The 25,930-nt window shown below is 73.4% G+C and carries 20 protein-coding genes; 10 read left to right on the plus strand and 10 right to left on the minus strand.

Annotated elements, in window-relative coordinates; all coding sequences use genetic code 11:
- Nucleotides 1–18 precede the first annotated feature (18 nt).
- Entirely contained in the window at nt 19–1,425 is a 1,407-nt protein-coding gene (gene nhaA, locus ACYVAP_RS04135; protein ID WP_498859664.1) for a Na+/H+ antiporter NhaA, read from the plus strand.
- 62 nt (nt 1,426–1,487) lie between these two features.
- Here the strand turns inward: nhaA and ACYVAP_RS04140 are convergent, their stop codons facing one another.
- The 5 genes from ACYVAP_RS04140 to ACYVAP_RS04160 all read right to left on the minus strand — a co-directional run bounded on the left by ACYVAP_RS04140 (nt 1,488) and on the right by ACYVAP_RS04160 (nt 9,869).
- Nucleotides 1,488–4,067, minus strand: a complete 2,580-nt coding sequence (locus ACYVAP_RS04140) for an alkaline phosphatase PhoX (RefSeq protein WP_498859665.1) — start codon at nt 4,065–4,067, stop codon at nt 1,488–1,490.
- Between the two features lie 200 nt (nt 4,068–4,267).
- Nucleotides 4,268–4,705, minus strand: coding sequence for a universal stress protein (locus tag ACYVAP_RS04145; protein WP_498859666.1), 438 nt, complete (start codon nt 4,703–4,705; stop codon nt 4,268–4,270).
- A gap of 37 nt (nt 4,706–4,742) precedes the next feature.
- Nucleotides 4,743–6,188: an APC family permease gene (locus ACYVAP_RS04150; protein ID WP_498859667.1), complete on the minus strand. Its 1,446-nt coding sequence runs from the start codon at nt 6,186–6,188 to the stop codon at nt 4,743–4,745.
- 41 nt (nt 6,189–6,229) lie between these two features.
- Nucleotides 6,230–7,783: an LssY C-terminal domain-containing protein gene (locus ACYVAP_RS04155; protein WP_498859668.1), complete on the minus strand. Its 1,554-nt coding sequence runs from the start codon at nt 7,781–7,783 to the stop codon at nt 6,230–6,232.
- Nucleotides 7,784–8,081: 298 nt separating this feature from the next.
- Nucleotides 8,082–9,869: an MFS transporter gene (locus ACYVAP_RS04160; protein ID WP_498859669.1), complete on the minus strand. Its 1,788-nt coding sequence runs from the start codon at nt 9,867–9,869 to the stop codon at nt 8,082–8,084.
- Nucleotides 9,870–9,986: 117 nt separating this feature from the next.
- Between ACYVAP_RS04160 and ACYVAP_RS04165 the strand changes: the two genes are divergently transcribed.
- Nucleotides 9,987–10,820, plus strand: coding sequence for an aldo/keto reductase (locus tag ACYVAP_RS04165; RefSeq protein ID WP_498859670.1), 834 nt, complete (start codon nt 9,987–9,989; stop codon nt 10,818–10,820).
- A gap of 47 nt (nt 10,821–10,867) precedes the next feature.
- On the opposite strand, the gene ACYVAP_RS04170 is transcribed toward ACYVAP_RS04165, so the two are convergent.
- From ACYVAP_RS04170 to ACYVAP_RS04185, 4 genes are read right to left on the minus strand one after another with little or no spacing between them, the layout of a single operon-like run.
- Nucleotides 10,868–11,632 carry an iron ABC transporter ATP-binding protein gene (locus tag ACYVAP_RS04170; protein ID WP_103384743.1) on the minus strand — a complete coding sequence of 255 codons (765 nt, stop codon included), beginning with the start codon at nt 11,630–11,632 and terminating at the stop codon, nt 10,868–10,870.
- Nucleotides 11,629–12,708: an iron chelate uptake ABC transporter family permease subunit gene (locus ACYVAP_RS04175; RefSeq protein ID WP_498859671.1), complete on the minus strand. Its 1,080-nt coding sequence runs from the start codon at nt 12,706–12,708 to the stop codon at nt 11,629–11,631. Before ACYVAP_RS04175 ends, ACYVAP_RS04170 begins: the two co-directional genes overlap by 4 nt.
- Entirely contained in the window at nt 12,701–13,708 is a 1,008-nt protein-coding gene (locus ACYVAP_RS04180; RefSeq protein ID WP_498859672.1) for an ABC transporter permease, read from the minus strand. Before ACYVAP_RS04180 ends, ACYVAP_RS04175 begins: the two co-directional genes overlap by 8 nt.
- A gap of 23 nt (nt 13,709–13,731) precedes the next feature.
- On the minus strand, nt 13,732–14,748 hold the full coding sequence (locus tag ACYVAP_RS04185; protein WP_498859673.1) for a siderophore ABC transporter substrate-binding protein: 1,017 nt from the start codon (nt 14,746–14,748) through the stop codon (nt 13,732–13,734).
- Nucleotides 14,749–14,960: 212 nt separating this feature from the next.
- Between ACYVAP_RS04185 and ACYVAP_RS04190 the strand changes: the two genes are divergently transcribed.
- From ACYVAP_RS04190 to ACYVAP_RS04210, 5 genes are all read left to right on the plus strand, one after another.
- A complete protein-coding gene (locus ACYVAP_RS04190) occupies nt 14,961–15,716 on the plus strand; it encodes an ABC transporter permease (RefSeq protein ID WP_498859674.1) in 756 nt (251 codons plus the stop codon).
- Nucleotides 15,717–15,783: 67 nt separating this feature from the next.
- Nucleotides 15,784–16,476, plus strand: a complete 693-nt coding sequence (locus ACYVAP_RS04195; protein WP_498859675.1) for a response regulator transcription factor — start codon at nt 15,784–15,786, stop codon at nt 16,474–16,476.
- On the plus strand, nt 16,473–17,822 hold the full coding sequence (locus ACYVAP_RS04200; RefSeq protein WP_498859676.1) for a sensor histidine kinase: 1,350 nt from the start codon (nt 16,473–16,475) through the stop codon (nt 17,820–17,822). Before ACYVAP_RS04195 ends, ACYVAP_RS04200 begins: the two co-directional genes overlap by 4 nt.
- Before the next feature lie 107 nt (nt 17,823–17,929).
- Nucleotides 17,930–19,150, plus strand: coding sequence for a bifunctional glycosyltransferase family 2/GtrA family protein (locus ACYVAP_RS04205; RefSeq protein ID WP_498859677.1), 1,221 nt, complete (start codon nt 17,930–17,932; stop codon nt 19,148–19,150).
- Nucleotides 19,147–20,967 carry an ArnT family glycosyltransferase gene (locus ACYVAP_RS04210; protein WP_498859678.1) on the plus strand — a complete coding sequence of 607 codons (1,821 nt, stop codon included), beginning with the start codon at nt 19,147–19,149 and terminating at the stop codon, nt 20,965–20,967. The genes ACYVAP_RS04205 and ACYVAP_RS04210 overlap by 4 nt, the downstream gene beginning before the upstream one ends.
- Here ACYVAP_RS04210 and ACYVAP_RS04215 read toward each other — a convergent pair.
- Nucleotides 20,934–21,749 carry a phosphatase PAP2 family protein gene (locus tag ACYVAP_RS04215; RefSeq protein WP_498859679.1) on the minus strand — a complete coding sequence of 272 codons (816 nt, stop codon included), beginning with the start codon at nt 21,747–21,749 and terminating at the stop codon, nt 20,934–20,936. The two genes, ACYVAP_RS04210 and ACYVAP_RS04215, sit on opposite strands and share 34 nt — an antisense overlap.
- A gap of 168 nt (nt 21,750–21,917) precedes the next feature.
- Here ACYVAP_RS04215 and efeU point away from each other — a divergent pair, with 168 nt between their 5' ends.
- The 3 genes from efeU to ACYVAP_RS04230 are packed head-to-tail and all read left to right on the plus strand — an operon-like array spanning nt 21,918 to nt 25,722.
- Nucleotides 21,918–22,799: an FTR1 family iron permease gene (gene efeU, locus ACYVAP_RS04220; RefSeq protein WP_498859680.1), complete on the plus strand. Its 882-nt coding sequence runs from the start codon at nt 21,918–21,920 to the stop codon at nt 22,797–22,799.
- A gap of 56 nt (nt 22,800–22,855) precedes the next feature.
- Nucleotides 22,856–24,196 carry an iron uptake system protein EfeO gene (efeO, locus tag ACYVAP_RS04225; RefSeq protein WP_498859681.1) on the plus strand — a complete coding sequence of 447 codons (1,341 nt, stop codon included), beginning with the start codon at nt 22,856–22,858 and terminating at the stop codon, nt 24,194–24,196.
- 17 nt (nt 24,197–24,213) lie between these two features.
- Nucleotides 24,214–25,722 (plus strand): Dyp-type peroxidase, encoded by a 1,509-nt coding sequence (locus ACYVAP_RS04230; protein WP_498859682.1) that lies wholly within the window; start codon nt 24,214–24,216, stop codon nt 25,720–25,722.
- Nucleotides 25,723–25,930 lie beyond the last annotated feature (208 nt).

Consider the following 25,930-nt stretch of genomic DNA (forward strand, 5'->3'; position numbering starts at 1 on the left):
CCTGCACCAGGAGCCCGGATGAACGACCGACCCACCCCCGCAACCCCACCGGCCCGCCGCTCGGAGCGCATCCTCGAGCGCGGCACCTACCGCGAGTACCTCCGCATCGAGCGGATCCTCACCCGCGAGACGACGGGCGGCCTCGTGCTGCTCGCGGCGACCGTGCTCGCCCTGATCCTCGCCAACTCCCCCGCCTCCGGCGCCTACGAGGCGCTGCGCGACCACTACGTCGGCGTCGACATCGGGGACTTCCACCTGCGCCTCACCCTCGGCCACTGGGCGGCCGACGGTCTGCTCGCGATCTTCTTCTTCCTCGCGGGCCTCGAGCTGAAGATGGAGTTCCTGACCGGCGACCTCCGCTCCCCCGGCAAGGCGCTCGTGCCGATGGTCGCGGCCGCGGGCGGCGTCGCCGTGCCGGCCCTGCTGTTCGTCGCGATCACCGCGGCGGGCCCGCCCGGGGCGCTGCAGGGCTGGGCGATCCCCGCCGCGACGGACATCGCCTTCGCGCTCGCGGTGCTCGCCCTGCTCGGCTCGCACCTGCCCACCGCGCTGCGCACCTTCCTGCTCACCCTCGCGATCGTGGACGACCTCATCGCGATCATCATCATCGCCGTCTTCTACACGGCGGACCTGCGCCTGGGCTACCTGGCTCTCGCCCTCATCCCGATCGCCCTGTACGCGCTCGTCGCGCACCGCGCGGAGTGGCTGTTCAAGAAGCACTACGGCGCGGCCTGGTTCGTGCTGCTGCCGCTCGGGGCGATCACCTGGGCGCTGTTCCTGAACTCCGGGGTGCACGCGACCATCGCGGGCGTGGTGCTCGCCTTCATGGTCCCGGTGCGCTCCCGCTCCCGGTACGGGGCGCGCTACTCCCTCGCGCAGACCTTCGAGCACCGCTTCCGCCCGCTCTCCACGGGCGTCGCCGTGCCGGTCTTCGCGTTCTTCAGCGCGGGCGTCGCCGTGGGCGGGGTGAGCGGCCTGCTCGACGCATGGTCGAGCCCCGTCGCGATCGGCATCGTCGTGGGCCTCGTCGCCGGGAAGATCCTCGGGATCGTCGGCTCCACCTTCCTCGTGACGCGCCTGCGCGGCGCGCACCTGGACCCGGACATCCGCTGGGTGGACCTCGTGGGCATGGCGGGCGTCGCCGGGATCGGCTTCACCGTGTCGCTGCTGGTGACGGAGCTGAGCTTCGACCCCTCCGATCCCCTGCACGCGGCGGCGAAGGTCGGCGTGCTCACCGCCTCGGCGCTCGCGGCCGTCGTCGGCGCGGCGGTGCTGCTGCCCCGCAACCGCCGCTACCGGCGGATCGCGGAGCGGGAGACGGTCGACGCGGACGCCGACGGCGTGCCCGACGTCTTCGCCCCCGAGCCGCCGACAGGCCCCGGCCCCGCGGCCGACGAGGCACCCCCGGGCGGCGCCGCCCGCTGAGAGCACGGGGCCCCGTGACGCAGGCTCGCGTCACGGGGCCCCGCTGCGCGGCGGCGGCCGGGTCAGCCCGCCTTGAAGGCGATCTGCTTCTCCTGGCGCATCCGGTAGAGGAACGCCGCGGTCGCGTCGCGGTTCATCGGGTTCGACGGGCGGAAGGTGCCGTCGGACCAGCCGGTGGAGATGCCCTGGTCCTTGAGCCAGGCGATCTCCTTGGCGAACTTCCGGCTCGGCTTCACGTCGGTGAACGGCGCCTTCGAGGGGGCCGCGACGTCGGGCGAGCCGGCGTAGCGGTAGACGAAGGCGGCCATCGCGTCACGCGTGATCGACTGCGTGGGACGGAAGGTCCCGTCGCCCCAGCCCTCGGCGATGCCGTTCTGGAAGGCCCAGATGATCGCGTCGTAGTGCTCCTGGCCCTTCTTCACGTCCGTGAAGGGCTCCGAGCGCGGCGGCGTGACCTTCGGGGCGCCCGCGAGACGGTGCAGGAAGGCAGCCATCGCGTCGCGGTTCACAGGGGTCGTCGGGCGGAAGGTGCCGTCCGGGAAGCCCTTCGCGATCTGGTTGTCCCACGCCCACACGATCGCCTCGTAGTGCTCCTGGCCGGGCTTGACGTCCGTGAAGGGGCTCGTGGAGGTGGTCGGGAGGATCTGGACCACGGTCGGCTTGGGGCCGGTGCCGCCGTCGTACTCGGGGAACATCGAGGTGGGCTCGTCGAAGGTGCCGTCCTCGCCCGGGTGCTGCACGGAGACGAAGGCGGTGCGGTCCTTGTCGCGCACGATCGGGCCGCAGGTCTCCGCCTGCGCGGGCATGGAGGCGAACTGCTCGACGCGGCCGCGCTCGTCACCCTCGAGGGTCACGCGGAACAGGCCGTCGTTGTAGCCGATGCCGTCGGGCGCGCCGTCGGTGGAGATCCACAGGTTGCCGACGGAGTCGAAGGCGAGGTTGTCCGGGCAGGAGATCGGGGAGACCTTCTCCGCCGGGTAGCCGCCGAAGTAGGTGCCCTGGTCGGTCTCCGGGTCACCGCACACGAGCAGCAGGTTCCACGCGAAGCTCGTCGAGGTCTGGTCGCCCTTCTCGTCGATCTCGACGACGTGGCCGTCGCGGTTCTCGGTGCGGGGGTTCGCCTCGTCCGGGCCGGCCTTGCCGTCCGTGCCGCGGTTGGAGTTGTTCGTGCAGGCCACGTAGACGCGGCGCGAGCTGAGCGAGGGCTCGACATCCTCGCAGCGGTCCATCTTGGTGGGGCCGACCTTGTCCGCGGCGAGGCGGGTGTGGACGAGCACCTCCTCGACGCTCATGCCCTCGACCTTGGACTCGCCGGCGACGACGAGCGGCAGCCACTCGCCGGAGCCGTCGAAGGCGCCGTCGGAGGGGAGGTCGCCGGTGCCGTCGATCTCGGAGGCCGGGGAGTTGCCGGAGAACTTCGCGACGTAGAGGTCGCCGCTCTCCAGGAGGGTCATGTTGTGCTTCTTGTTCCCCTCGTCGTAGTAGCCCTCCGAGACGAACTTGTAGAGGTAGTCGAAGCGCTCGTCGTCACCGGAGTAGGCGACGACCTTGCCGTTCTCCGCGACGATGACGTTCGCGCCCTCGTGCTTGAAGCGGCCCAGCGACGTGTGCTTGCGCGGGGTGGAGCTCGGGTCCCACGGGTCGACCTCGACGATCCAGCCGAAGTGGTTCACGGAGTTCTCGAGACCCTCGGTGGTCGCGTCGAAGCGGGGGTCGATCTCCTGCCAGCCGCGGGCGAGGTCATTCGCGCCGAGGCCGTAGCGCTTGTCCTCGGCGGAGGTTCCGGCGGTGCGGAAGTAGCCGTTGAAGTTCTCCTCGCCGGAGAGCAGCGTGCCCCAGGGGGTGAGGCCGCCCGAGCAGTTGCCGAAGGTGCCCTCGGTGTGGCGGCCCTTGGGGAACTGGGAGGTCTTCAGCAGGTCGGAGCCGACGGCCGGACCGGTGAAGTCGTACTCGGTGTCGGAGAGGAAGCGGCGGTTGTACTCGCTGTCCACGACCGGGGCGTAGGGCGCGGTGCGGGAGTCGCGCTTCAGCTCGACGACGGTGAGGCCGTGCGCGGCGAGGGTGACCTCGGCGAGGGTCTTCGCGTCGGTGGAGTCCGGGAACATGATGTTCTCGTTCGTGTACTCGTGGTTCACGAACATGAGGGCGCGCTTGCCGTTGCTGCCCGGGATCTCCTGGATCTCGGTGTAGTCGTTGTTGTAGCCGAACTGGCGGGCCTGCGCCTCGCCCGACTGCGCGTTCCAGTCGAAGTCGGGGGCGTCGGACCACAGCTTCGCGCCCCAGGAGATGACCGGGTGCCAGGAGAAGCCCTCGGGCACGACGAAGCTGTCCTGCGTGTAGTCCACGGGCGCGATCGCCTCGAAGTCGAGCTTGCTGCCCTTCGGCGCGGCGGCCGCGGGGGCCATGCCGCCGAGGCCCCCGGTCGTGCCGGCGACGCCGATCGCGAGGGCCCCGGCGGCGGTGCCGCCCAGGAGCAGGCGGCGGCTCAGGACACCGGAGACCACGTCGCGGAAGTAGTCGTTGTGCGAGGAGTTGCAGGTCTCCTTGGTGCACGCGTTGCCGCACTTCAGGGCGCAGGTCACGGCGGAGCGCTTGCCCCGCACGTGATCCTTCATGAGCAGGGGGAGGTCGATGAGGGCCACGGGGGTTCCTTCGCTGTCGGGGAGGGTTCCCGCCGGCACGGGGCGGCGGGCCGTCGTGACTCTCCGTCAGCAAAGTGAGGGGCAGAGCACGGGAAGGCGACAGCGAGGTGAACACTCGCCCCCGACTGCCCCTTCCGGGCACGACGAGGCCCCGCCGGCGCGTGCCGACGGGGCCTCGGGGAAGCGGTGACGCGGCCCGCTCAGGGGCGACGGGGTGCGACGAAGCTCTCGGGCTTCACGAGCACCACCGGCGAGGGCGACTCCATGACCACGCGCTGCGAGGTCGAGCCCAGCAGGATCTTCCCGATCGGGGTGCGGCGGCGGATGCCGAGCACCACGAGGTCCGGGCGGGTCGCCTCGATCGCGTCGAGGATGTCGTCCGCCGGGTCGTCACGACGGTCGACGGTCTGGATCTCGACCTCGAGGCCGGTCTCCGCGAGCCGCTCCGGCAGCGGTCGGGGGTCGGTCACCGCACGGCCCTTGCGGGGATCCGCTCCGGCCTCGGAGGCCAGCACGAGCAGGCGGGCGCCGCGGAGCTCCGCCTCATCGACGGCGAAGGCGAGCGCCGCCTCGCTCGTGGCGCTGGGGACGTAGGCGAGCAGGATCGTCGAGGTCGACGAGGTGGGGGTGGAGGACATGGCAGCTCCCGGTGATGGAGGAGGAACGGGACGGGTGTCAGTCGCGACCGATGTCGTCGGGGTGGTGGAAGCGGGTGCGCCGCGCCTTGATCGCACTGTTGTAGATCCAGGTGGCGATGTAGAGCACGAGACCCACGGCCAGCAGGCCGCCCGCGATGACGTAGTTCTGCGCGGGCTGCGCGAGCGGCGTGACCAGGGCGAAGGAGGTCGCAGCGCCGATCCACGGCAGCACCGTGGGGGTGCGGAAGTGTCGGTTCTCGACCTTGTCCTTGCGCAGCACGAGCACCGAGACGTTCACGAGGCCGAACACGGCCAGCAGCAGCAGCGCGGTGGTCCCGCCGAGGGCGGCGATCGTGTCCTCCGCGAGCACGTAGCGCACGGAGAGCACGAGGGCGAAGGCGAGCACGGTCGAGAAGACGATGCCGGCCCACGGGGTGCGGCGGCTCGCGAGGACCCCGCGCAGGAAGCCCGGCAGCACGCCCTGCTTGGACATGCCGTAGAGCAGGCGGGAGGCCATCATCATGTTGATGAGCACCGTGTTCGCGACCGCGAAGATGGAGATGAACGCGAAGATCGTGTCGATCGGGATGCCGGGCGCGCCCACCTTCACGACCTCGAGCAGCGGGGTCGTCGACTCGGTGAGGCGGCCGATCGGCACCACCGCGACCGCGAGGATCGAGATGAGCACGTAGATCACGCCGGTGATCGACAGGCCCGTGATGAGGGCCCGGGGGAAGTTCTTCACGGGGTCCACGGTCTCCTCGGCCATGTTGACCGAGTCCTCGAAGCCCACCATGGAGAAGAAGGCGAGGGCGGTGGCGCCGATGACCGCCATGAACATGCCCTTCTCGTCCTGCGTCTCGAAGAGGATGACGCGGGAGAAGTCGGCCTGGCCGCGGGCGACGGTGAAGAAGCCGACGACGATGACGAGCGCGAGGCCCGTCATCTCGATGGCGGTGAGCACCACGTTCGCCTTCACGGACTCCGCGACGCCGCGCAGGTTCACGAGCGCGACGATCACGAGGAACGCCAGGGCGATGCCGGTGGTGAGCGGCGCGGCCGCGTCACCGAGGCTCTCCTCGAGTCCGAAGGCCTTCAGCACGTTCTCCGCGAGGAAGATCGCGCTGTTGGAGGCCGACGTGATGCCGGAGGAGAGGACGGCGAAGGTCACCATGAAGGTGAGGAAGTGGATGCCGAACGCCTTGTGCACGTACAGCGCGGCACCGGCGGCCTGCGGGTACTTGGTCACCATCTCCACATAGGAGAGGGCGGAGACCATCGCGACGGCGAAGGCGATGATGATGGGCAGCCAGCCGGCGCCGCCGACCTCGCCGGCGACCTTTCCGGTCAGGGAGTAGACACCGGTGCCGAGGATGTCACCGACGATGAACAGCAGCAGCAGCTTGGGCGTGATCGCCTTCTTCAGCTCCGGCTGGCCGCTCGCGCCCTCGGTGGGGGGCGCCTGGCGCGGGGATGCGCTCATGGGGGGAAGCTCCGTCCGCTCGGGGAGAGGGTGGGGGAACTTTACCCCACGGTGTCCCCGGTCACGCGCGTGGGCAGGCGCTGGGTGCGCACCCAGAGCCGGGAGGCGTCGGAGGAGATCGCGAGCAGGCCCAGCACCGAGGCGCCCGCCGCGGCGAGCGCCGTGTGGGTGACGTCCCCGGCGGTCGTCGTGGAGACGGCGAGCCGGGTGATCGCGGTCGCCGCGAACAGTCCCATGAGCACGATGCGCGACCAGCGGCTGCGCCGCAGGATCCCCACCATCAGCACGAGCTGGACCGCGGCGAGGATCCCGACGGGCAGCAGCGTCGAGCGCTCGGGGAACATGACCTCCGCGTCCGGGAACCGCTGGGAGAGGTCCGCCCCGGCGAGCATCGACACGCCCTGCACGGCGAGGAGGACGGCCTGCAGGAGCACGAGACCCGCGGTGAACAGCACCGTCGGCGGCGGGAGGTGGTGGTCCACGGCGCCGGCGACGGCCTCGTGGATGTCGTCGACCGTGCCGTGCCACTGGGAGGCGAGCTCCCCCGGTCGCACGGCCGCGGCACCCTTGGGCCCCACTCCGGTCCTCGCGCGGGCGGCGGCGAGCGCGCTCTGCGTCGCCGCGTAGGCGCGGGCCTTCATGACGGTGGTGCCGGTGGGGCGGTGCCGCGGCAGCATCATCGCGGTCGCGCCGTCCGATCGGGCGGCCGCGCCCCCGACGTCGATGATCGGGAGGTCGCCGTCGGTGCGGAAGCGGTCACCCTGCCCGTTGCGCGAGTGGTACGCGGTCGAGAAGCCCTCGATCACCTCGACCTCGATGTCCTCGTCCGCGAAGCGCAGGGTGTCGACGAGGTAGTCGCGCTCGACGTCGATGTTCTCGTCGATGCGGTGCGTGATCTGGAGGGTGAAGAAGGAGAAGCCGACGGCGCGGTCGTAGGTGCCGGCGGCGAGCCAGTCGCTGCGGTAGCCGCCGGGCAGCACGAAGTCCGGCGGCATCCTCCAGAACCGCACGTGGTGGCGCTTCGTGGTGGTGCCGCCCACCTCCTGCTGGTAGGTGAAGTCGTGGCGGCGGCCCATGAGGTAGAGGTCGGAGACGGGCGCGGCCGGGTAGGAGCGGCGCAGCAGCGTCGAGCGGATCATGTCCCAGGCGGAGCCGACGGTCCGCTCCTCCGCGAGCACCCATCCCGCGCGCCGCATGGCGACGTGGAGGTCCTCCTCCGGGCCGTCGAGCGCGACGTTGACGGGATCGGAGAGCACCCCCTCGGTGGTGCGCGTGCGGCCGAAGAAGTAGTCCGGCAGGTACATCCAGGTGAGCACCTGGTGCAGTCGCGGCAGGGTGATGTACGTGAGCAGCACCCAGAAGCCCACGAGGTACAGCAGCCGCGCCGGCGTGAGCGAGATGCCCTCGAGCAGGTAGAGCAAGGCGAGCCACACGGAGACCACGAGGCCCGCGACGATGAAGAGGGTGTCCAGCAGCGCGTACAGCTCGAACCGGCCGCCGACCGGGGAGTGCCCGCGATCGTGGTCGTACCCCGGCTGCTCCGCGGGGACGGGGCGCTCGAGCGGCGACAGGCGCGCGCGGCGTGCCGGCGTCACCCGGGGTGTCCCGGCCTGCTCGAGGTCATGCCCCCATCGTAGGGCCGACGCACGGGACCGCCCTGGGCGCGCCCGCCGCGCGGCCGACGGCCCCTCGGCCCCGTCGGCCCGGGCCCTGCCCCGTCGGCCCTGCCCCGTCGGCCCCGCCCCGCCCCGCGGGCCACGGGACCTCTTCGTACGGGTCGGCCCCTCAGAGGCGGGACCCGTACGAAGAGGTCCCGTACCCGCGAGGAGCCGGGGGGGGGCGGAGCGGCGGACGGGGCGGCGGGCAGGGCGGTGGACGGTAAGCGGCGACGGCTCAGGCGGGGCGGCGAGCGGCGCGGGCGACCTGGACCGCGCCGAGCAGGCCCAGCAGCAGGAAGAGCGCGGCACCGGCGAGGGCGAGGCGCGAGCCGTCGGTGAAGACGAGGTCGAGCTGGGCGATCGCGGCGCTGCTCGCGGTGCCGTCCAGGGCCGGGAGCACGGAGCCGGCGGTGTCGGTGAGCGCCTGGCCGTAGCGGGCCGCCTCGTCCGTCAGGCCGCTCGCCCCGGAGGCGAGGCCCGCGCCCAGCAGCGCGCCGGAGATCGCGGTGCCGAGCGCCGTGCCCAGCTGCCGCACGGTCGACTGCGTGGCCGAGCCCTGCCCGGACTGCGCGACGGGCACCGCGGCGAGAACGGTCGAGGTGAGCTGCGCGGAGGCGAGGCCGAGGCCCAGGCCGTAGACCACGAGCACGACGACCAGCAGGGCGATCGGGACGCCCGGCCGGAGCACCCCCGCGAGGACGCTCACACCGAGCAGCTCCGCCGCGAGCCCCACGATCACGGTCGCGGGGGCGCCGATCCGCGCGGCGAGGTGCCGGGCGGCACTGCCGGAGGCGAAAGCACCGAGCGCCATGGCCGCGAGCACCAGGCCGGAGGCGAGCAGGCCGAGGCCCTCGACGTCCACGAGGTAGAGGGGCAGCACGAAGAGCAGGCCGAACTCCCCCACGGCGACGGCCGCGGCGGTCACGTTGCCCCAGGCGAAACCGGGCAGGCGGAAGAGGGTGAGGTCGAGCAGCACCCCGTCGCCGGCGGTGGCGCGACGGGACTCGACGAACACGAAGGCGCCGAGCAGCGCGAGACCGGCGAGGATCAGCACGGGGGTGAGGGAGAGGCCGGCGGGGCCGGTGAGGCTCAGCGGCCCGATCGCGAGCGGGGCCTGCGCGGTCCACCAGCCGAGCGTGGTCCCCTCGATGATGCCGATGACGAGGGCGGCGAGGCCGGCGGCGCTGAGCAGGGCGCCCGGCAGGTCGAGCCGCTGCGCCCGGAGCCCTGTCGGTGCGACGGCGCCCACCGCGCCTGCCGTACCTGCCGCGCCTGCCGCACCCTGGGTCCCCGCGCCGCCGTCGGCCGCCTCCTGCCGGGTCTCGGGGACCCAGGCGAGGGTGCCGGCGATGACGAGGGCGCCGATCGGCACGTTGACCGCGAAGATCCACGGCCAGGAGAAGGAGCTCGTGAGCCAGCCGCCGAGGAGCGGGCCGAGGGCCGCGGCGCCGGCCATGACCGCGCCCCAGACGCCGAAGGCGGCCGCACGCTCCTTCCCGCGGAAGGTCGCGTTCACGGTGGAGAGGGTCGAGGGGAGGATGAGCGCGCCGCCCACGCCCTGCACGAGGCGCGCGCCGATGAGCGATCCGGCGCCGCCCGCGAGCGCGGCGAGCACGGAGCCGATGACGAACACGGCGGTGCCGGCGAGGAAGAGCCGGCGTCGTCCGATCCGGTCGCCGAGCCGGCCGACGACGAGCAGCAGCGCGGAGAGCACCGCGGCGTAGCTCGCGGACACCCATTGCGCGTCGGTGAGGTCCAGACCCAGGTCACGGACGATGTCCGGGAGGGCGACGGCGACGATCGAGCCGTCGATCACGATGAGCGCGAGGCCGGCGGCGAGCACGCCGAGCGCCTTCCAGCGGCGGGGGTCCGCGGCGGGGCCGGGGCCGACGGCGGTGCCGGGGCCGACGGGCGGAGCCGGGCGCGCGGGGTCGACGGGTGCGGCGGGCGCGGGCACCGCTCGGGCGGTGGGATCGGGGGCGGCCTGCGCGGTCGCCCCGGGGGCGGGGCGGTTCGTTCTCATGACCCCCACGTTATGACGCCGCGTCAGATCCTGCCATCGTCCGAAGGGTTGATCCCGCCCGGCACCCCGCGCGTACGCTCGGCGACGATCCCCCTGTTCCTGAGGAAAGGCGCTCCCATGCCCACCGTGCCCTCCGTCCCGCTCAACGACGGCCGCTCCATCCCCCAGCTCGGCTACGGCGTCTTCAAGGTGGACGCCGAGGTCACCGCCGACGTCACCGGCCAGGCCCTGCGCGCCGGCTACCGCCACGTCGACACCGCGAGGATCTACGGCAACGAGGACGGCGTGGGCCAGGCCCTGCGCGACTCCGGCCTGGACCGCGACGACGTCTTCGTCACCACCAAGCTCTGGGACGACGCCCACGCCCACGACGACGCGATCGCCGCCGCCGAGGCCTCCCTCGAGCGCCTCGGCATCGAGCAGGTCGACCTCTACCTCATCCACTGGGCCGCCCCCTCGCAGGGGAAGTACCTCGAGGCGTGGCGGACGCTCATCGAGCTGCGCGAGCGCGGCCTGGTCCGCTCGATCGGCGTCTCCAACTTCCCGCTCCCCCAGCTCGAGGAGATCATCGAGGCGACCGGCGAGGTCCCCGCCGTGCACCAGATCGAGCTGCACCCCTACTTCCCGCAGACCGAGCTGCGCGAGGCGCACGCCCGCCACGGCATCGTCACCGAGTCGTGGGGTCCGCTGGGCCAGGGCAAGTCCGACCTGCTCGAGAACCCGGTGATCACGGAGGCGGCCGCCGCCCACGACGCCACCCCCGCGCAGGTCGTGCTCGCGTGGCACCTCGCGCACGGCATCGTCGCGCTGCCGAAGTCGGTCACCCCGGAACGCATCGTGGAGAACCTCGCCGCGGCGGAGCTCCGGCTCACCGACGAGGAGATCGCCGCGATCGACGGCCTGGACCGCGGCGAGGCCGGCCGCGGCGGCACGGACCCCGCCTCGAAGTGATCCGTCGAGGGCGTTGACCGCCCCGTCGGCCCCGTCGGCCCCCGCGCTCAGTAGTAGACGGCGAGGGGGCCGTCGGGCCCGTCGATCACCTGCACGTCCGTGTCGAAGACGCGGCTGAGCAGCGCCCCGTCCATGATCGCGGCGACCGGCCCGGACTCGACGACCCGGCCGTCCTTCATCGCGATGATGCGATCCGCGTAGCGGGCCGCGAAGTTCACGTCGTGGAGCACGACGACGATCGTGCGGCCCAGCTCGTGCGCGGCCGCATGGAGGCGGCGCATCATCTGCACGCTGTGGCGCATGTCGAGGTTGTTCAGCGGCTCGTCCAGCAGCACGTACTCCGTGTCCTGGGCGAGGACCATGGCGACGTAGGCGCGCTGGCGCTGCCCGCCGGAGAGCTGGTCGAGGTAGCGGGACTCGAGCTCCTGCAGGCCCAGGAAGTCGATGGCCTCGCTGATCTTCTGCTCGTCGGCCGCGGTGAGGCGTCCCTGCGAGTGCGGGAAGCGGCCGAAGCCCACGAGCTGGCGCACCGTGAGCCGGGTGATGAAGTGGTTCTCCTGGCGCAGCACGGAGAGGACCTTCGCGAGGTCCTTGGAGGCGGTGCGGGAGACGTCGTACCCGGCGACCTCGATCGCGCCCTCGTCGATCCCGAGCAGCCGTCCCACCATCGTGAGCAGGGTGGACTTGCCCGCGCCGTTCGGGCCCACGAGGGCGGTGACGCCGCCCGCGGGGATCTCGAGGGTCACGGGCCCGATCTCGACGGTCCCGTCGGCGGAGCGGTAGCGCTTGCGCACCGTGTCGATGGCGATCACAGACGACCCTTCCGCAGCAGCACGACCAGGAAGACCGTGCCGCCGACGAGCTCGATGATGACGGAGACCACGCCGCCGGCGTAGAAGACGTGGTCCATGACGAGGTAGGCGCCGGCGAGCACGACGAAGCCGAGCAGCACGCCGAGCGGCAGCAGCAGGCGGTGCGCGTGCGTGCCCGCGAGCTGGTAGGTGAGGGTCGCGACGAGGAAGCCGAAGAAGGTCATCGGCCCCACGAGCGCGGTCGAGGTCGCCATGAGCACGGAGACCAGGACGAGCACCAGGAGCGTCTGCCGGCGGTGGTCGACGCCCACGTTCAGGCACACGTCCCGGCCGAGCGCGAGGACGTCGAGCTTCCGCGCGCTCAGCCAGATGCCGGCGCCCGCGATGCCGGCGAGGCCGATCGCCCAGGGCAGGTACTCGACGCGTGCGTTGGAGACGGAGCCGAAGAGCCGCGCGGAGAGCACGTCGAACTCGCTCGGGGTGAGCAGGCGCTGCATGAAGGAGGAGATCGAGCCGAGCCCGCCGCCGAGGATGATGCCGATCAGCAGCATGACCTGCATGTCCGCGTAGCGGCCGCGCAGCAGCCAGCCGTAGAGCAGCATCGACAGTCCCACCATCGCGGCGACCTGGAGCAGGAACTGCCCGGTGCCCTGGATCGCGACGACGCCGGCCACGCCGAGCACGTAGACGGCGGTGGTCTGGATCGCCGTGTAGAGGGACTCGAAGCCCAGCAGGGACGGCGTGATGATGCGGTTCGCGGTCACTGTCTGGAAGGCGATCGTGGCGGTGGCCTGGCAGAACGCAGCGATCAGCATCGTCGTCACGGAGGTGGCGCGCATCTGCGCGATGAGCCGGAAGCCCTCGCTGCCCGGCGGCATCGGGTTGCCGACGGCGAGCAGGGCGTAGGCGCAGCCACCGGCGGCGAGCAGGAGGGCGATGAGCACGATCAGGTAGCGGCGGCGGGCGCGGGCGTCCGGGAAGGCGCCGGAGCCGCTGCGTGCGGCGGTGGCGACGGGGACGTCAGGGGCCGGGCCGTCGGGACCGACGGCGCCGACGGCGGTCGCGCGCTCAGCCACGTCGGCGCTGCCGCAGGAGGAGGGCGATGAACACCGCGGCGCCGACGACGCCGAGGATGAGGGAGACCGGCACCTCGAAGGGCATGATGACGATCCGGCCCACGAGGTCGCACAGGGTGACCACGCCGATGCCGAGCAGGCACACCCACGGCAGGTTCGAGCGCAGGTCGTCCCCGCGCAGCATCGAGACGATGTTGGGGACCACGAGCCCGAGGAACGGCAGGTTGCCGACCACCACGGTGACCACGCCCGTCGCGACGGCGACGAGGGCGGTGCCCGCGAGGACCATCCGCCGGTAGCTCACGCCGACGCTCGTCGCGACGTCCTCGCCGAGCCCCGCGACGGTGAGGCGGTCCGCGAGGACGAACACCGCGACCGCGACCAGGGCGACGACCCACAGCACCTCGTACTGACCGCGCAGCACCGAGGTGAAGGAGCCGGCGAACCAGACGCCGAGGATCTGCAGGGCGTCGAACTGCAGCGCCACGAAGGTCGAGACGGAGCTGACGACCGCGCCGAGCATGAGCCCGATGATCGGGACGATGAGGGAGCTGCGCAGGGTGACCCGCTGCAGCACCGCGAAGAAGACCATCGTGCCGATGAAGGCGAAGACGACGGCGACGCTCATCCGGGTGAGCAGCGAGGACTGCGGGGCGACGATCATGACGGCGATGAGGCCGAGGCCCGCCCACTCGGTGGTGCCGGTGGTCGAGGGCTCGACGAAGCGGTTCTGCGTGAGCAGCTGCATGACCAGGCCGGACATGGCCATGGCGGCGCCGGCGAGGACGAGCGCGATCGTGCGGGGCACGCGGGTGATGGCGAACATCTGCGCGCCGTCCTCCGCGCCGAGGTCGTAGACGCCGGTGAACAGGGAGGCGACGAGCAGGGCGCCGACGACGGCGAGGCCGATCAGCAGCTTCGCGTCGAGGAGGCGCTCACGACCGCGCCGGCGGGGTGCCGGCGCGGTCGCGGGTCGCGCGGTGGTGGCGCGGGAGGTCATGCGGGTGGTTCCTGCCCGGGGGCTCAGGCCTTCTTCTCGAGGGCGTCGGCGAAGCTCTCGAAGAACTCGGTGTAGGTCTGGATGCCCTCGTTGGTGTAGGTGTCCTCCGGCATGTAGAGGATGTTGCCCTCGGTGACGGCTGTGACGCCGGCGAGCGCCTCGGAGGCCTCGAGGACCTGCGCGGCGGGCTCGTAGGAGGGGTCGTCGGCGCTCACGGCGGCGTCGCGGTCCATGACGAGGATCCAGGCGGGGTTCGCGGAGGCGATCGCCTCGACGGAGATGTCGTCGCCCTGGTGGTCGTCGCTCGCGCCCTCGACCTCGAGCGCGGGGACCAGGCCGAGGGCCTCGAAGGTCCAGCCGAGGGTGCGGCCGGCGCCGGGGGCGATGAAGCCGATCTCGCCGCCGGAGACGTTGACGGCCATGACGGTGGAGGAGCCGTCGTAGGCGGCCTTCACGCGGTCCATGGCGGCGTCGAGGCCGGTGCCGAGGTCCGCGGCCTCGGTCTCCTTGCCGAAGATCGTGCCGAGCGCGGTGACCTGGCGCTTGAGCTCGTCGGCGAAGGGCTGGTCGTCACGGGGGTCGAGCTCGAGCACGGTCGCGTCGGGCGCGAGGCGGGCGAGGTCGTCGTGGAACTGGGTGAAGCGCTGCCCGTTGATGATGAGGGTGGGCTGGGCGGCGACGACGGCCTCGAGGTCGGGCTCGCGGTGGTTGCCGAGGTCGACGATGGACTCGTCGTCGCGGTAGCCGATGGTCGTGGGCATGAGCGCGCGGGCGGCGGCGGTGAGGGTGACGCCCCAGTCCTCGAGGGTCTCGAAGGTGCGGTTGTCCGTCGCGACGACGGAGGCGGGAGGCGTGGCGATCGTCTGGGTGCCGTTGTTGTCCTCGATCTCGACAGTACCGACGGAGCCAGCAGCGCCGCCGGCGTCGGAGGCGCCCGCGGCGGTGTCGGCGTCGGCGCCGCTGCAGGCGGCGAGGAGCAGACCGAGCGCTCCGGCGGCGGAGGCGGATCCGAGGGTGCGGCGGCTGAGGGCGGTGGTCATGGGGAGCCTCGGGCTTCGTGAGCAGGGGAAGGGCGGGGTCCTGCGGTGCGGATGAACCGGAACCGGACATGCTGAGGCTAGCCTCGCCTCGCACCTTTTCGCCAGTTCGAGCTTGCTTTATTCCGGTCCGTGGACCGTGATCGTCGTCTCATCGCCCGCCGGACGGGGACTACCCTGCGGAGGTCCGTCCACCCGAGGCAGGAGGAGCCGTCGTGCCCGACACCGAGACCGTGGTGCGCACCCTGCTGGGCGTCCTGCTGCTCACCGTGCTGACCACGGCGGTGCTCGGCGCCGCGCGCGTGCCGCACCGCTTCGCCTCGGCGCTCGCGATCCTCCGCGGCACCGTGCAGCTGGCCCTGCTGGGCGTGGTGCTCTCCGGCGTCATCACCGACGTGCGCTGGGTGGCGCTCGCCCTCGCGGTCATGTTCACCGTCGCCGCGGCCACGAGCGCCCGGCGCCTCGGCGACCTGCGCACGCACCTCCCCCTCACCGCCCTCGCCATGGGCGGCGGGGTGCTCGTCCCCCTCGCCGTGGTCTTCGCGGCGGGGGCGATCGAGCCCACCGCCCGCTACGCCCTCGCGATCGGCGGGATCGTCATCGGCAACGCCATGACCACCTCGACCCTGGCCGGGCGCCGCGTCGTGCAGGCGGTCGACGACCGCTGGGACGAGGTCGAGGGCTGGCTCGCCCTCGGCGCCACCCCTCGCCGCGCGACCATCGACATGGCGCGGCACGGGCTGCGCGAGGCGATCATCCCCACCACCGACCAGACCCGCACCACCGGGCTCGTGACCCTGCCGGGCGCCTTCGTCGGCGCGATCTTCGGCGGCGTGTCCCCGCTCGAGGCGGGCCGCTTCCAGATCGTCGTGCTCGCCGCGCTCATGGCGACCGCCGCGATCACCTCCGCCGTGGTCGCCTTCCGCCTCGCACCGCGGACCGGCAAGGGGTCGAGCAGCGCCGCCGCCTGAGCACCACCCGGCGGATCTCCCACCCGACGGTCGTACGATCCCGCCCGACGAGCAGGAAGGAGCGGCGATGCGCATCCTCGTGGTGGACGACGAGACGGAGATGTCCGCGCTGGTCGCGCGCGGCCTGCGGGCCGACGGCCACGAGGTCCTCACCGCGGCCGACGGCATCTCCGCCCTCGGCCTGCACCGCGAGGACCCGGTGGACGTGGCGGTGCTGGACATCATGATGCCCGGCATGGACGGCTTCGAGCTGTGCCGCTGGATCAAGCGGGAGCACCCGCAGACCGTGGTCGTGCTGCTCACCGCCCGCGACGCGGTCGACGACCGGGTGCGCGGCCTCGACGAGGGGGCCGACGACTACATGACCAAGCCCTTCTCCCTCGCCGAGCTCTCCGCCCGTATCCGCGCGATCCGCCGCCGCGACACCCTCGCGCCCGCCTCCCGGATCGTCCGCGGCCCGCTCGACCTCGACCTGCTGCGCTGGACCGCGCAGCTGGACGGGCGGCCGCTCGCCCTCAGCCGCACCGAGTTCGACGTGCTGCGCGCCCTCGCCGCCGAGGGCGACGTGGTCCCCCGGCCCCGGCTGCTCGAGGAGGTGTGGGGCACCGCCGAGGCGATCGACCCCAACGTGCTGGACCAGTACGTGAGCTACCTGCGCCGCAAGCTCGCCGCCCGCGGGGACGCGGTGGGCATCGGGACCGTCCGCGGCGTCGGCTACCGGCTGCTCGTGGAGACCCCCGCCGCGGAGGAGCCGCGATGAGCCGGGGCCGGCCGCACCTCGGCATCGGCGCGCGCATCGCGGGCGGCAGCTTCGTCATCGCCCTGCTGATCTGCGTGCTCGCGGGCCTGCTCGTGGACCTCCGGGTCCAGCAGATCCTCCGCAGCAGCTCCGAGGCCGTGCTCGCCGGCGTCGCCGCGCCCTACGCCCAGTCCGTGCGGGACGAGCCCGGCGAGGACCTCGACGCCCCCGGGCCGTCCCAGCAGGTCGCGGTGATCGACCCCGCCGGCACCACCCATGTCGACACCCTCCCGACGGCGCTCTCGGAGCAGGTCCGCTCGCGCACGGTCCCGGCGGACACCGAGGTGATCGAGCTCGGCTCCCCCGAGCAGATCGTGCGCATCCAGCCGGTCACCGGGGAGGGCGGCACCTGGCGCGTGGTCTCCGCGGTGCCGCGCTCCGACGAGGCCGCCTCCCTCACCCGCATGCGCTGGCTGCTCGTGGCGGTGCTCGCGGTGGTCCCGATCGGGGTGTGCGCGGGCGCGCTGCTGCTGACCACCGCCTCGCTCGGCCCCGTGCGGCGCATCCGCCGCACCGCCGAGCGGCTCATCGACCAGCCCGGGGACGCACTGCTGCCCGTCGGCCCCGCGGAGGACGAGATCGCCCGTCTCGCCCGCACCCTGAACGTGCTCGTCGAGCGGCTGCGCACCTCCGCCCGCCGCGAGCGGCAGATGGTCTCCGACGCGAGCCACGAGCTGCGCACCCCGCTCGCCGTGCTGCGGGCCCGGCTCGAGCTGGCCCGCACCGCCGACCAGGACCTCCCCGCCGTGCGGGAGGACATCGCCGGGGCGGAGCGCAGCGCCGAGCGGCTCACCGAGCTCGTCGGCTCCCTGCTCGAGCTCTCGCGCATCGAGGCCGCGGACCCCGCCCGGGCGGACGGCGCGGAGCTCACCGCGGAGGTGCACGAGGCCGTGGACCGGGCGGGCTTCCGCGCCGGGCCGCAGGTCGACCTCACCGCGCACGTCCGCCCCCTGCCCGCGGGCGCCCTCTACCCGCTCTCCGCCGCGGACCTCGGCCGGGTGCTCGACAACCTCCTCACCAACGCCCTGCGCGCGGTCGGCGAGGAGGGCCGCGTCGAGGTCACCCTGCACGGCACCGAGCGGGGACTCGCCCTCACCGTCGCGGACTCCGGCGGCGGCATGTCCGAGGACTTCGCCCCGCGCGCCCTGGACCGGTTCAGCCAGGCCGATCCCTCCCGTCCCGGCGGCGGCGCCGGGCTGGGGCTCCCGATCGTCGCGGCCGTCGTCGCCCGCGCGGGCGGCACCCTCGACCTCGACAACCGCCCCGGCGAGGGCCTCACGGTGCGACTCACGCTCCCCACCGGCTGAGGGCGCGGGCCGCCTGTGAGCGGTCCCTCCCGGACCTGTGACAGGTCTCAGACAGGAGCGCCCCAGGTCACCGCCTGCTCCCAGCGCCGCTGGGGAGCGTCGGCCCCATGAGAGCCACCCCGCGACTCGACGTCGTCCTCCCCGTCCTCGACGAGGCCGCCACCCTCCGCGCCTCCGTCACCGCGCTGCACCGCGCCCTCGAGGGCATGCCGGAGCTCGCCCCGTGGCGGATCACCGTGGCGGACAACGGCAGCACCGACGGCACCGAGGAGCTCGCCCTCGCCCTGGCCGACGAGATGTCCGCTGTGCGGGTGCTGCGCCTGGGCGAGCGGGGACGCGGGCGCGCCCTGCGCACCGCCTGGCTCGCCTCCGACGCGGAGGTCGTCGCCTACATGGACATCGACCTCTCCACGGACCTGCGCGCCCTGCCGCCGCTCATCGCTCCCCTGCTCAGCGGCCACTCCGACGTGGCGATCGGCTCGCGGCTCGCCCACGGCGCACGGGTGGTGCGCGGCACCCGCCGCGAGATCCTCTCCCGCGGCTACAACCTGCTGCTGCACGCGGGGCTCGGCGCGAGCTTCTCCGACGCCCAGTGCGGCTTCAAGGCCATGACCTCCCGGGCGGCGCAGCTGCTGCTGCCCCTGGTCGAGGACGACGCCTGGTTCTTCGACACCGAGATGCTCGTGCTCGCCGAGCGCTCCGGGCTGCGGATCGCGGAGGTGCCGGTGGACTGGTTCGAGGACCCCCGCTCGACCGTCGACGTCGCGGGCACCGTGCGCGACGACCTCCGGGGCATGGCCCGGGTGGGCTGGGGCCTCGCCCGCGGCCGCATCGACGTGGGGTCCGTCGCCGCCGCGATCGGCCGCCGGCCGCTCGCCCTGTCCCGGCCGCTCGGCGCGCAGCTCGCCTCCTTCGCGGTGATCGGCATCGCCTCGACGATCGCGTACACGCTGCTGTTCCTGCTGCTGCAGGCGGCGCTGCCGCACCAGACCGCGAACTTCCTCGCCCTCGCGATCAGCGCGGTGCTCAACACGATGGTCAACCGGCGCGTGACCTTCGGGGTCACCGACCGCTCCACGGCCGGGCTGCACCTGGTCCAGGGCGTGCTCGTGTTCGGCGCGACCTGGGCGATCACCGCGGGTGCCCTCGCCCTGCTCGTGGACCCCGCGCACGCGAGCTCCGTGGAGTCGCTCGTGGTGCTCACGGCCGCGAACGCGCTCGCGACCGTGCTGCGCTTCCTCGTGTTCCGCGTGATCTTCCGGCCCACGGCGCCCGAGGCGCAGGAGGTCGAGACGGCCATCACCCGCCGGGAGCTGATCGACGCATGAGCACGCTGATCGACCGCGCCGCACCGGCCGCCCGTCCCGTCGCCCCCGTGGCCCCGACCTCGCGCCGCGCCCGTCGGCCCCTCCCCCACCCCAGCCGCGGCGAGCGGTGGGCGCTGCTCGTGCTGCTCGCGGCCGCGGCGGCCCTGTACCTCGTGGGCATCGGCGGCAGCGGCTGGGCGAACACGTACTACACGGCCGCCGCGCAGGCCGGGGCGCAGAGCTGGCACGCCCTGCTCTACGGCGCCTCCGACGCCCCCGCCTCGATCACGGTGGACAAGCCGCCCGCCTCCCTGTGGCTCATGGGCCTCTCCGTGCGCCTGCTGGGCCTGACCCCCGTCGCGATCGTGCTGCCGCAGGCGCTGCTGGGCGTCGCCACCGTGGCGACCGTCCACGCGACCGTGCGCCGCCTCGCCCCCGCGCCGGCCGCGCTGCTGGCCGGCGCGATCGTGGCGACCATGCCCGTGGCGACGCTCATGTTCCGCTACGACAACCCCGACGCGCTGCTCACCGCGCTGGTCGCGCTCGCCGCCTACGCGACGGTGCGCGCCGTGCAGGAGGACCGCCTGCGCTGGCCGCTGCTGGTCGGCGCGGCCTTCGGCCTGGGCTTCCTCACCAAGCAGCTGCCGGCCTTCCTCACGCTGCCGGGCATGGGCCTGGGCTTCCTCCTCGCCGGTCCGGGCGGGCTGCTGCACCGTGTGCGGTCCCTGCTCGTGGCCGGCGCGGCGATGGTCGTGGCGGGCGGCTGGTGGGTCGCGCTCGTGGAGCTCGTCCCCGCCTCCGCACGGCCGTACGTGGGCGGCTCCACCACGAACTCGTTCCTGCAGCTGACCTTCGGCTACAACGGCATGGGACGGATCATGGGCGGCAGCGGCAACGGGGCGGGCCGCGCCTCGGACGCCGCACGGCTGATCACGGACGCCTCCGGGCAGGGGGTCGCCTGGCTGCTGCCCGCCGCGGTGCTCCTCGCCGTGGCGGCGCTCGTCGCCGGGCGGCGCGCCCCGCGCACGGACGCGGTGCGGGCGCTGCTGATCGGCTCGCTGATCGGCCTCGTCCTGACGGTCGTCGCGTTCAGCATGATGAGCGGGATCTACCACTCGTACTACTGCGTGGTCATGGTCCCGCAGATCTCGCTGCTGGTCGCGGTCGGCACCGCCGAGCTGTGGCGCCGCCGCGCGCGGGCGTCGGCCCGGGCGGTGCTCGCCCTCGCGCTGCTCGTCACGGCGGCCTGGACGGCGCACCTGCTCGTGCAGTCGCCGCCCGCGCTGCTCGGCCTCGCGGTGCCGATCGTGATCCTGGCCGTGGCGGCCGCGCTGCTGCTGGTCGTCCGCTCCCCGGGCCGGGCGGTGCGGGGCGTGACGGCGGGGCTCGCCGTGGCCTCCGTGCTCGCGGCGCCGCTCGCGATCTCCCTCGCCACGGCGGCGACGCCGCATGCCGGATCCGGTCCGATCGTCGCCCACGGCACCCAGCAGACCGTCACGGCGGATCCGCGGGTCGTGGCGCTGCTGGAGCGGTCCGGCGCGGCCGACGGCACGGCCGCCGCGCCCGCCCGGCAGTGGGAGGCGGCGACCCAGGGCTCCCGCGTGGCGGCCGCCTACCAGCTGGACTCGGGGCTCCCGGTCATGCCGATCGGCGGGTACACCCGCACCGATCCGAGCCCCACGCTCGCGCAGTTCCAGGGCTGGGTGCGCGAGGGGCGCGTGCACTGGTTCATCGGTGACCAGGGCACGATCGGGACCTGGGTCGCCGCGCACTACCCCGCGCAGCAGGTGGGCGGCGCGGTCGTCTACGACCTGTCGGCGCTGCCGTCGGTCCCCTGAGGGCCGCCGGCGGGGCCGATGGCGAGTCCCGCGGCCGGGTCGATCTGGTGCCGGGGCCGGGGCAGGCGTCCCGCGAGCAGTCCCGCGAGCAGGACGGCGAGCGGTGGGACCAGCACGAGCGAGGCGAGCACGTCGCTGAGGTGATGGACGCCGAGCGCGACCCGGGACCACGCGGTGACCAGGGCGAGCAGCGCGGCCCCCACGATCGCGCCCCCTCGACCGCGGCCCGGCCGGAGGGAGAGGACGAGCGCGCAGCCGAGCGCGGCCGCGATCGCGGTGTGCCCGCTCGGGAAGCTCGACGAGGTGGGCATCGGCACGAGCAGCTGGTGCACCGTCGAGGGGTCGACGAGGTCCGTGGGGCCCGTGATCCCCGGCCTGGGCCGGACGACGAGCAGCTTCACGAGCTTGGCCAGCGCCCAGGGCACGGCCGCGAGCAGCGCCGTGCGCAGGCCCTCCTGCCCGCTGCGGCGCGCCATGCCCACGGCCACGCCGAGCACCACGACCAGCAGCGGCGCGGTCCGAGGCCCCAGCACGAGGTCGACGAGCAGCGCGAGCCACGCCACGGCACTGCCCGCGCTCACGGCAAGCGCCTGCTGCACCCGGTGGTCGACCCCGTCGAGGGCGCCGGTCCTCGTGAGCAGGTGCCCCGCGAGCACGGCGAGCGCGACGAGCAGCACGATCCCGAGCACGCGGAGGACGTCCGCGCGGAGGCGGGAGGGCGCGGGGGCGGCGGTCGTCGCCGTCGGCGCAGGCTGATCGGGGGTCGGGGGCGGGACGGGCATGCGGACCAGCATGCACCCGGCGGCGGCGTCGGCCTCCCCGTCCGCGCCGCCGTGAGCGGGACCACAGGTCCACGAGGGGACCCCCGCTGGACAATTACGTGAGGCTCGCCTTACTTTTTGTTCGTCGACCCGCTGGGGGCCGTCAGCCACCCCACGGAGTCCCGTCCCATGTTCCTGCCGAATCTGCTGATCGCCCTGCGTGAGGGCCTCGAGGCCTCGCTCGTCGTGGGCATCCTCGTGGCCTATCTGGTCCGCTCGGGCCGGCGGGACGTGCTGCCGCGGATGTGGGCCGGCGTCGCCATCGCGGCGATCGTGCCGCTCACCGTGGGGGCGATCCTCACCTGGGGACCCAAGACCCTCACCTTCCAGGCGCAGGAGATCCTGGGCGGCTCCCTGAGCCTGCTCGCCGTCGCGCTGACCACCTCGATGATCTTCTGGATGTCGAAGAACGCGCGGGCGCTCAAGCAGAAGCTCGAGTCCGGGCTCGAGAAGGCGCTGCGGGACGGCCGCGGCTGGGGCGTCGTCCTCATCGCCGTTGTCGCCGTGGGCCGCGAGGGCGTGGAGACCGCGCTGATCCTCTGGGCGACCGTGAAGTCCTCCGCCGCCACCTCCACCTGGGCGACGACCGCCGGGATCCTCACCGGCTTCACGCTCGCGATCGTGCTCGGCGTGCTCATCTACCGCGGCGCGCTGCGGCTGAACCTCGGCACCTTCTTCACCTGGACGGGCGCGCTGCTGATCCTCGTCGCCGCCGGCATCACCGCCTACGGCGTGGGTGACCTGCAGGAGGCCTCGGTGCTCCCCGGCCTGAACGACCGCGCCTGGGACCTCTCCGGTGCGCTGCCCGCCCCCAGCTCCCCCGTGTACTGGCTGTACGTCCTGCTCAGCGCCATGTTCCAGCTCAACGTGAATCCCACGGTGCTGCAGGTCGTCGCCTGGGTCCTCTACCTCGTGCCCGTGGGCACCCTGTTCGTCCTGCGCACCCGCGCACCCCGTCGCAGCGCCGGTGCCGCCCCCGCCACGGCCGCCGTCCCCGCGGCCGACGCCTGAGCATCGTCCCCTCCCCCGACCACCCCGCGCGATCCGTCGCCCGACCCCGGAGCATCATGACCCCCTCGTCCCGCGCCCTGCCCTCCCGCCGTCTCCTGCTGGGGACCCTGCCGCTGCTGGGCCTGGCCCTCGCCGCCTGCACCGACAACCCCAGCACGGCCTCCCCCGCCTCGGACGGATCGGGCGCCGGAACGAACGCGATCGCGGTGACCCTCACCGACGACGCCTGCGAGCTCTCCGCCACGACCGTCCCCTCCGGCCAGGTCACCTTCACCATCACGAACAACGGCACCGTGCCCAACGAGTTCGAGGTGCTCGCCGAGGACAAGCTGCGGATCATCTCCGAGAAGGAGAACATCGGCCCCGGCAGCAGCGTCGAGCTCACCACCTCCCTCGCCGAGGGCTCCTACTTCACCGCGAGCAAGCCGAACATGGTCGGCGCCCTCGTGGGCACCGCCGCCTTCACCGTCACCGCCGGCGCCGCCGCCGAGGTCGACGAGGACACCGCCGCCCTCGAGGAGAAGGCCGTCGCCGACTACACCGCGTACATCAAGGACCAGGTGGGCCTGCTGGTGACGAGCGCGAAGGAGTTCACCGACGCCTACGTCAGCGGCGACCGCGAGCTCGCCCGCTCCCTCTTCGCCCAGGGTCGCCGTCCCTACGAGCGCATCGAGCCCACCGCGGAGGTCTTCGGCATCGAGGAGGCCGGGGACCTGGACATGGCGATGGACGCCCGCGTCCAGGACCTCGCCGCGGACGCCGGCACCGAGGTCACCGACCCCTCCGTGCTGAAGGGCTGGACCGGCTGGCACCGCATCGAGGCGGACCTCTTCACCGAGGACGGCTCACCCTTCTCCTTCGCCGACGACGCCGCCCGCAAGGCCGCCGCCGATGACCTCAACAAGAACATCCAGACCCTCTACGACATCGTCTACGGCAAGCGCACGGGCCTCGGCGGCGCGGCCTTCACGATCACGCTGAACGACGTGGTCCAGGGCGCGCAGGGGCTCATGGAGGAGGTCGCGACCGGCAAGATCGTGGGCGAGGAGGACACCTTCTCCCACACCGACCTCGACGACTTCCAGGCGAACCTGCAGGGCGCCCAGGTCGCCTACGGGAACGTGCAGGCCCTCGTCGTCGCGAAGGACGAGGCGCTGGACAAGGACATCTCCGAGCGCTTCGACGCCGTCCAGGCCGAGCTCGACAAGCACACCGACGGCACCACGCCCGACGGCGAGCCCGCCTTCGTGGACTACTCGACCATCGCCTCCGTCCAGGAGGACGCGGGCGAGGCCCCCGGTGACGACTCCTACACGGACGCCCAGCGGGCGATCTCCGACGCGGTCAACGCGCTCTCGGAGAGCCTCTCGCAGGTCGCCGGCACGATCCTGCACTGAGCGACGGGGCGGGAACGGTGGATCGGCAGCATCAGGAGGACGTCCCCGGGGTCGGGACGTCGGCCGACGGGACCGCCGAGGGCATGCGGCCCACGAGCGGGACGACGCCCGACGACGCGGCGTCGGCCGACGGTTCCGCGCGCTCGAGCGGCGCCCGCGGGGGCGGCGTGGGCCGCCGCGGTCTGCTCGGCGCCGCCGGCGGCGCCCTGCTCGCGGGCGGTCTGCTCGGCGCGGCAGGCATGCGCGCCGCGGACTCCCGCGGCGGCGCGGCCGGGGAGGGCTCCGCGGACCCGCTCTCCCGTTCCCACCCGCTGCGCGGGGAGCACCAGTCCGGGATCACCACCGCCGCCCAGGACTACCTGTTCACGGCCGCCTTCGACATCACCACGTCGGACCTCGAGGACCTCCGCACCCTCATGGCGGACTGGAGCGTCGCCGCGGACCAGATGACCGCGGGCGAGCTCGTGGGCGGGGAGCCGGACCCGAACCCCTACGCCGCCCCGCGGGACACCGGCGAGGCCTGGGGCTACCCGCCCAGCTCGCTCACGATCACCGTGGGCGTGGGCCGCGGGATCTTCCTCGACGCCGACGGGAAGGACCGGTTCGGCCTCGCGTCCCGGATCACCGAGGTGCTCGAGGCGGGCATGCCGACCTTCGCGAACGAGGCGCTCCAGGAGCAGCACTCCGGCGGCGACATCATCGTGCAGGCCTGCGCGGACGACGCCCAGGTCGCGATGCACGCGATCCGCAACCTCACCCGCATCGCCTTCGGCACCGCGGCGCTGCGCTGGACGCAGATCGGCTACGGCCGCACCTCGTCCACGTCGACCGCGCAGGAGACCCCGCGGAACCTCTTCGGATTCAAGGACGGCACCCTCAACGTCAAGGCGGAGGACGGCGCCGACGTGCTCGCCGAGCACCTGTGGGTCGCCGAGGGCGACGACGGCGGCGACTGGCTCTCCGGCGGCACCTACCTCGCGCTGCGCAAGATCCGCATGCACCTCGAGGTGTGGGACCGCCTGCAGCTCGGCGACCAGGAGGCGACGATCGGTCGGGACAAGCGCTACGGCGCCCCGCTCTCCGTCGCGGACCCCTCCGCCTCCCGCGCCGAGTTCACGGCCCCGGACTACGAGGCCGCCGAGGGTGGGTCCCCGCTCATCCCGACGGACGCCCACATCCGCCTCGTCGCGCCGGAGAACAACGACGGGGCCCGGATGCTGCGCCGCGGCTACAACTACACCGACGGCTCCGACTCGCTGGGCCGGATCGACGGCGGGCTGTTCTTCGCGGCCTTCGTGCGGGACCCGCGGGCCGGCTTCTACCCGATCCTGGACCGCATGACCAGGAGCGACGCCCTCACCGAGTACCTGCAGCACGTGGCGAGCGGCCTGTTCGCGATCCTCCCCGGGATCGGGACCGGGGACACGATGTTCGGGCAGCGCCTGTTCGGCGTGCCGGGCTCCGCGGTGCCCGGCGCCGGCGGATCGGCGTCCGACGCCGGCGGCGCCTCCGACTCCGGCGCCTGACCGCCGCCTCCTGCTGTCCGGCCACGCGCCTGCCCCCTGCGCCCCGGACCGCCGTCTCCCCCTTGGGCCCCGCCCCCGCCTTCCCTCCCCTGGGCCCCACCCCTCCCCTTCCCCTGTCCGTTCGCGCGCCTGGGTTCCACGAACGGAACACAGGCGCGCAATCGGACACGGGTGAGGGCCGGGGCGGGCCCGCCGTGCTGCGGGCCCG

This window comes from Brachybacterium horti, from assembly GCF_054777615.1.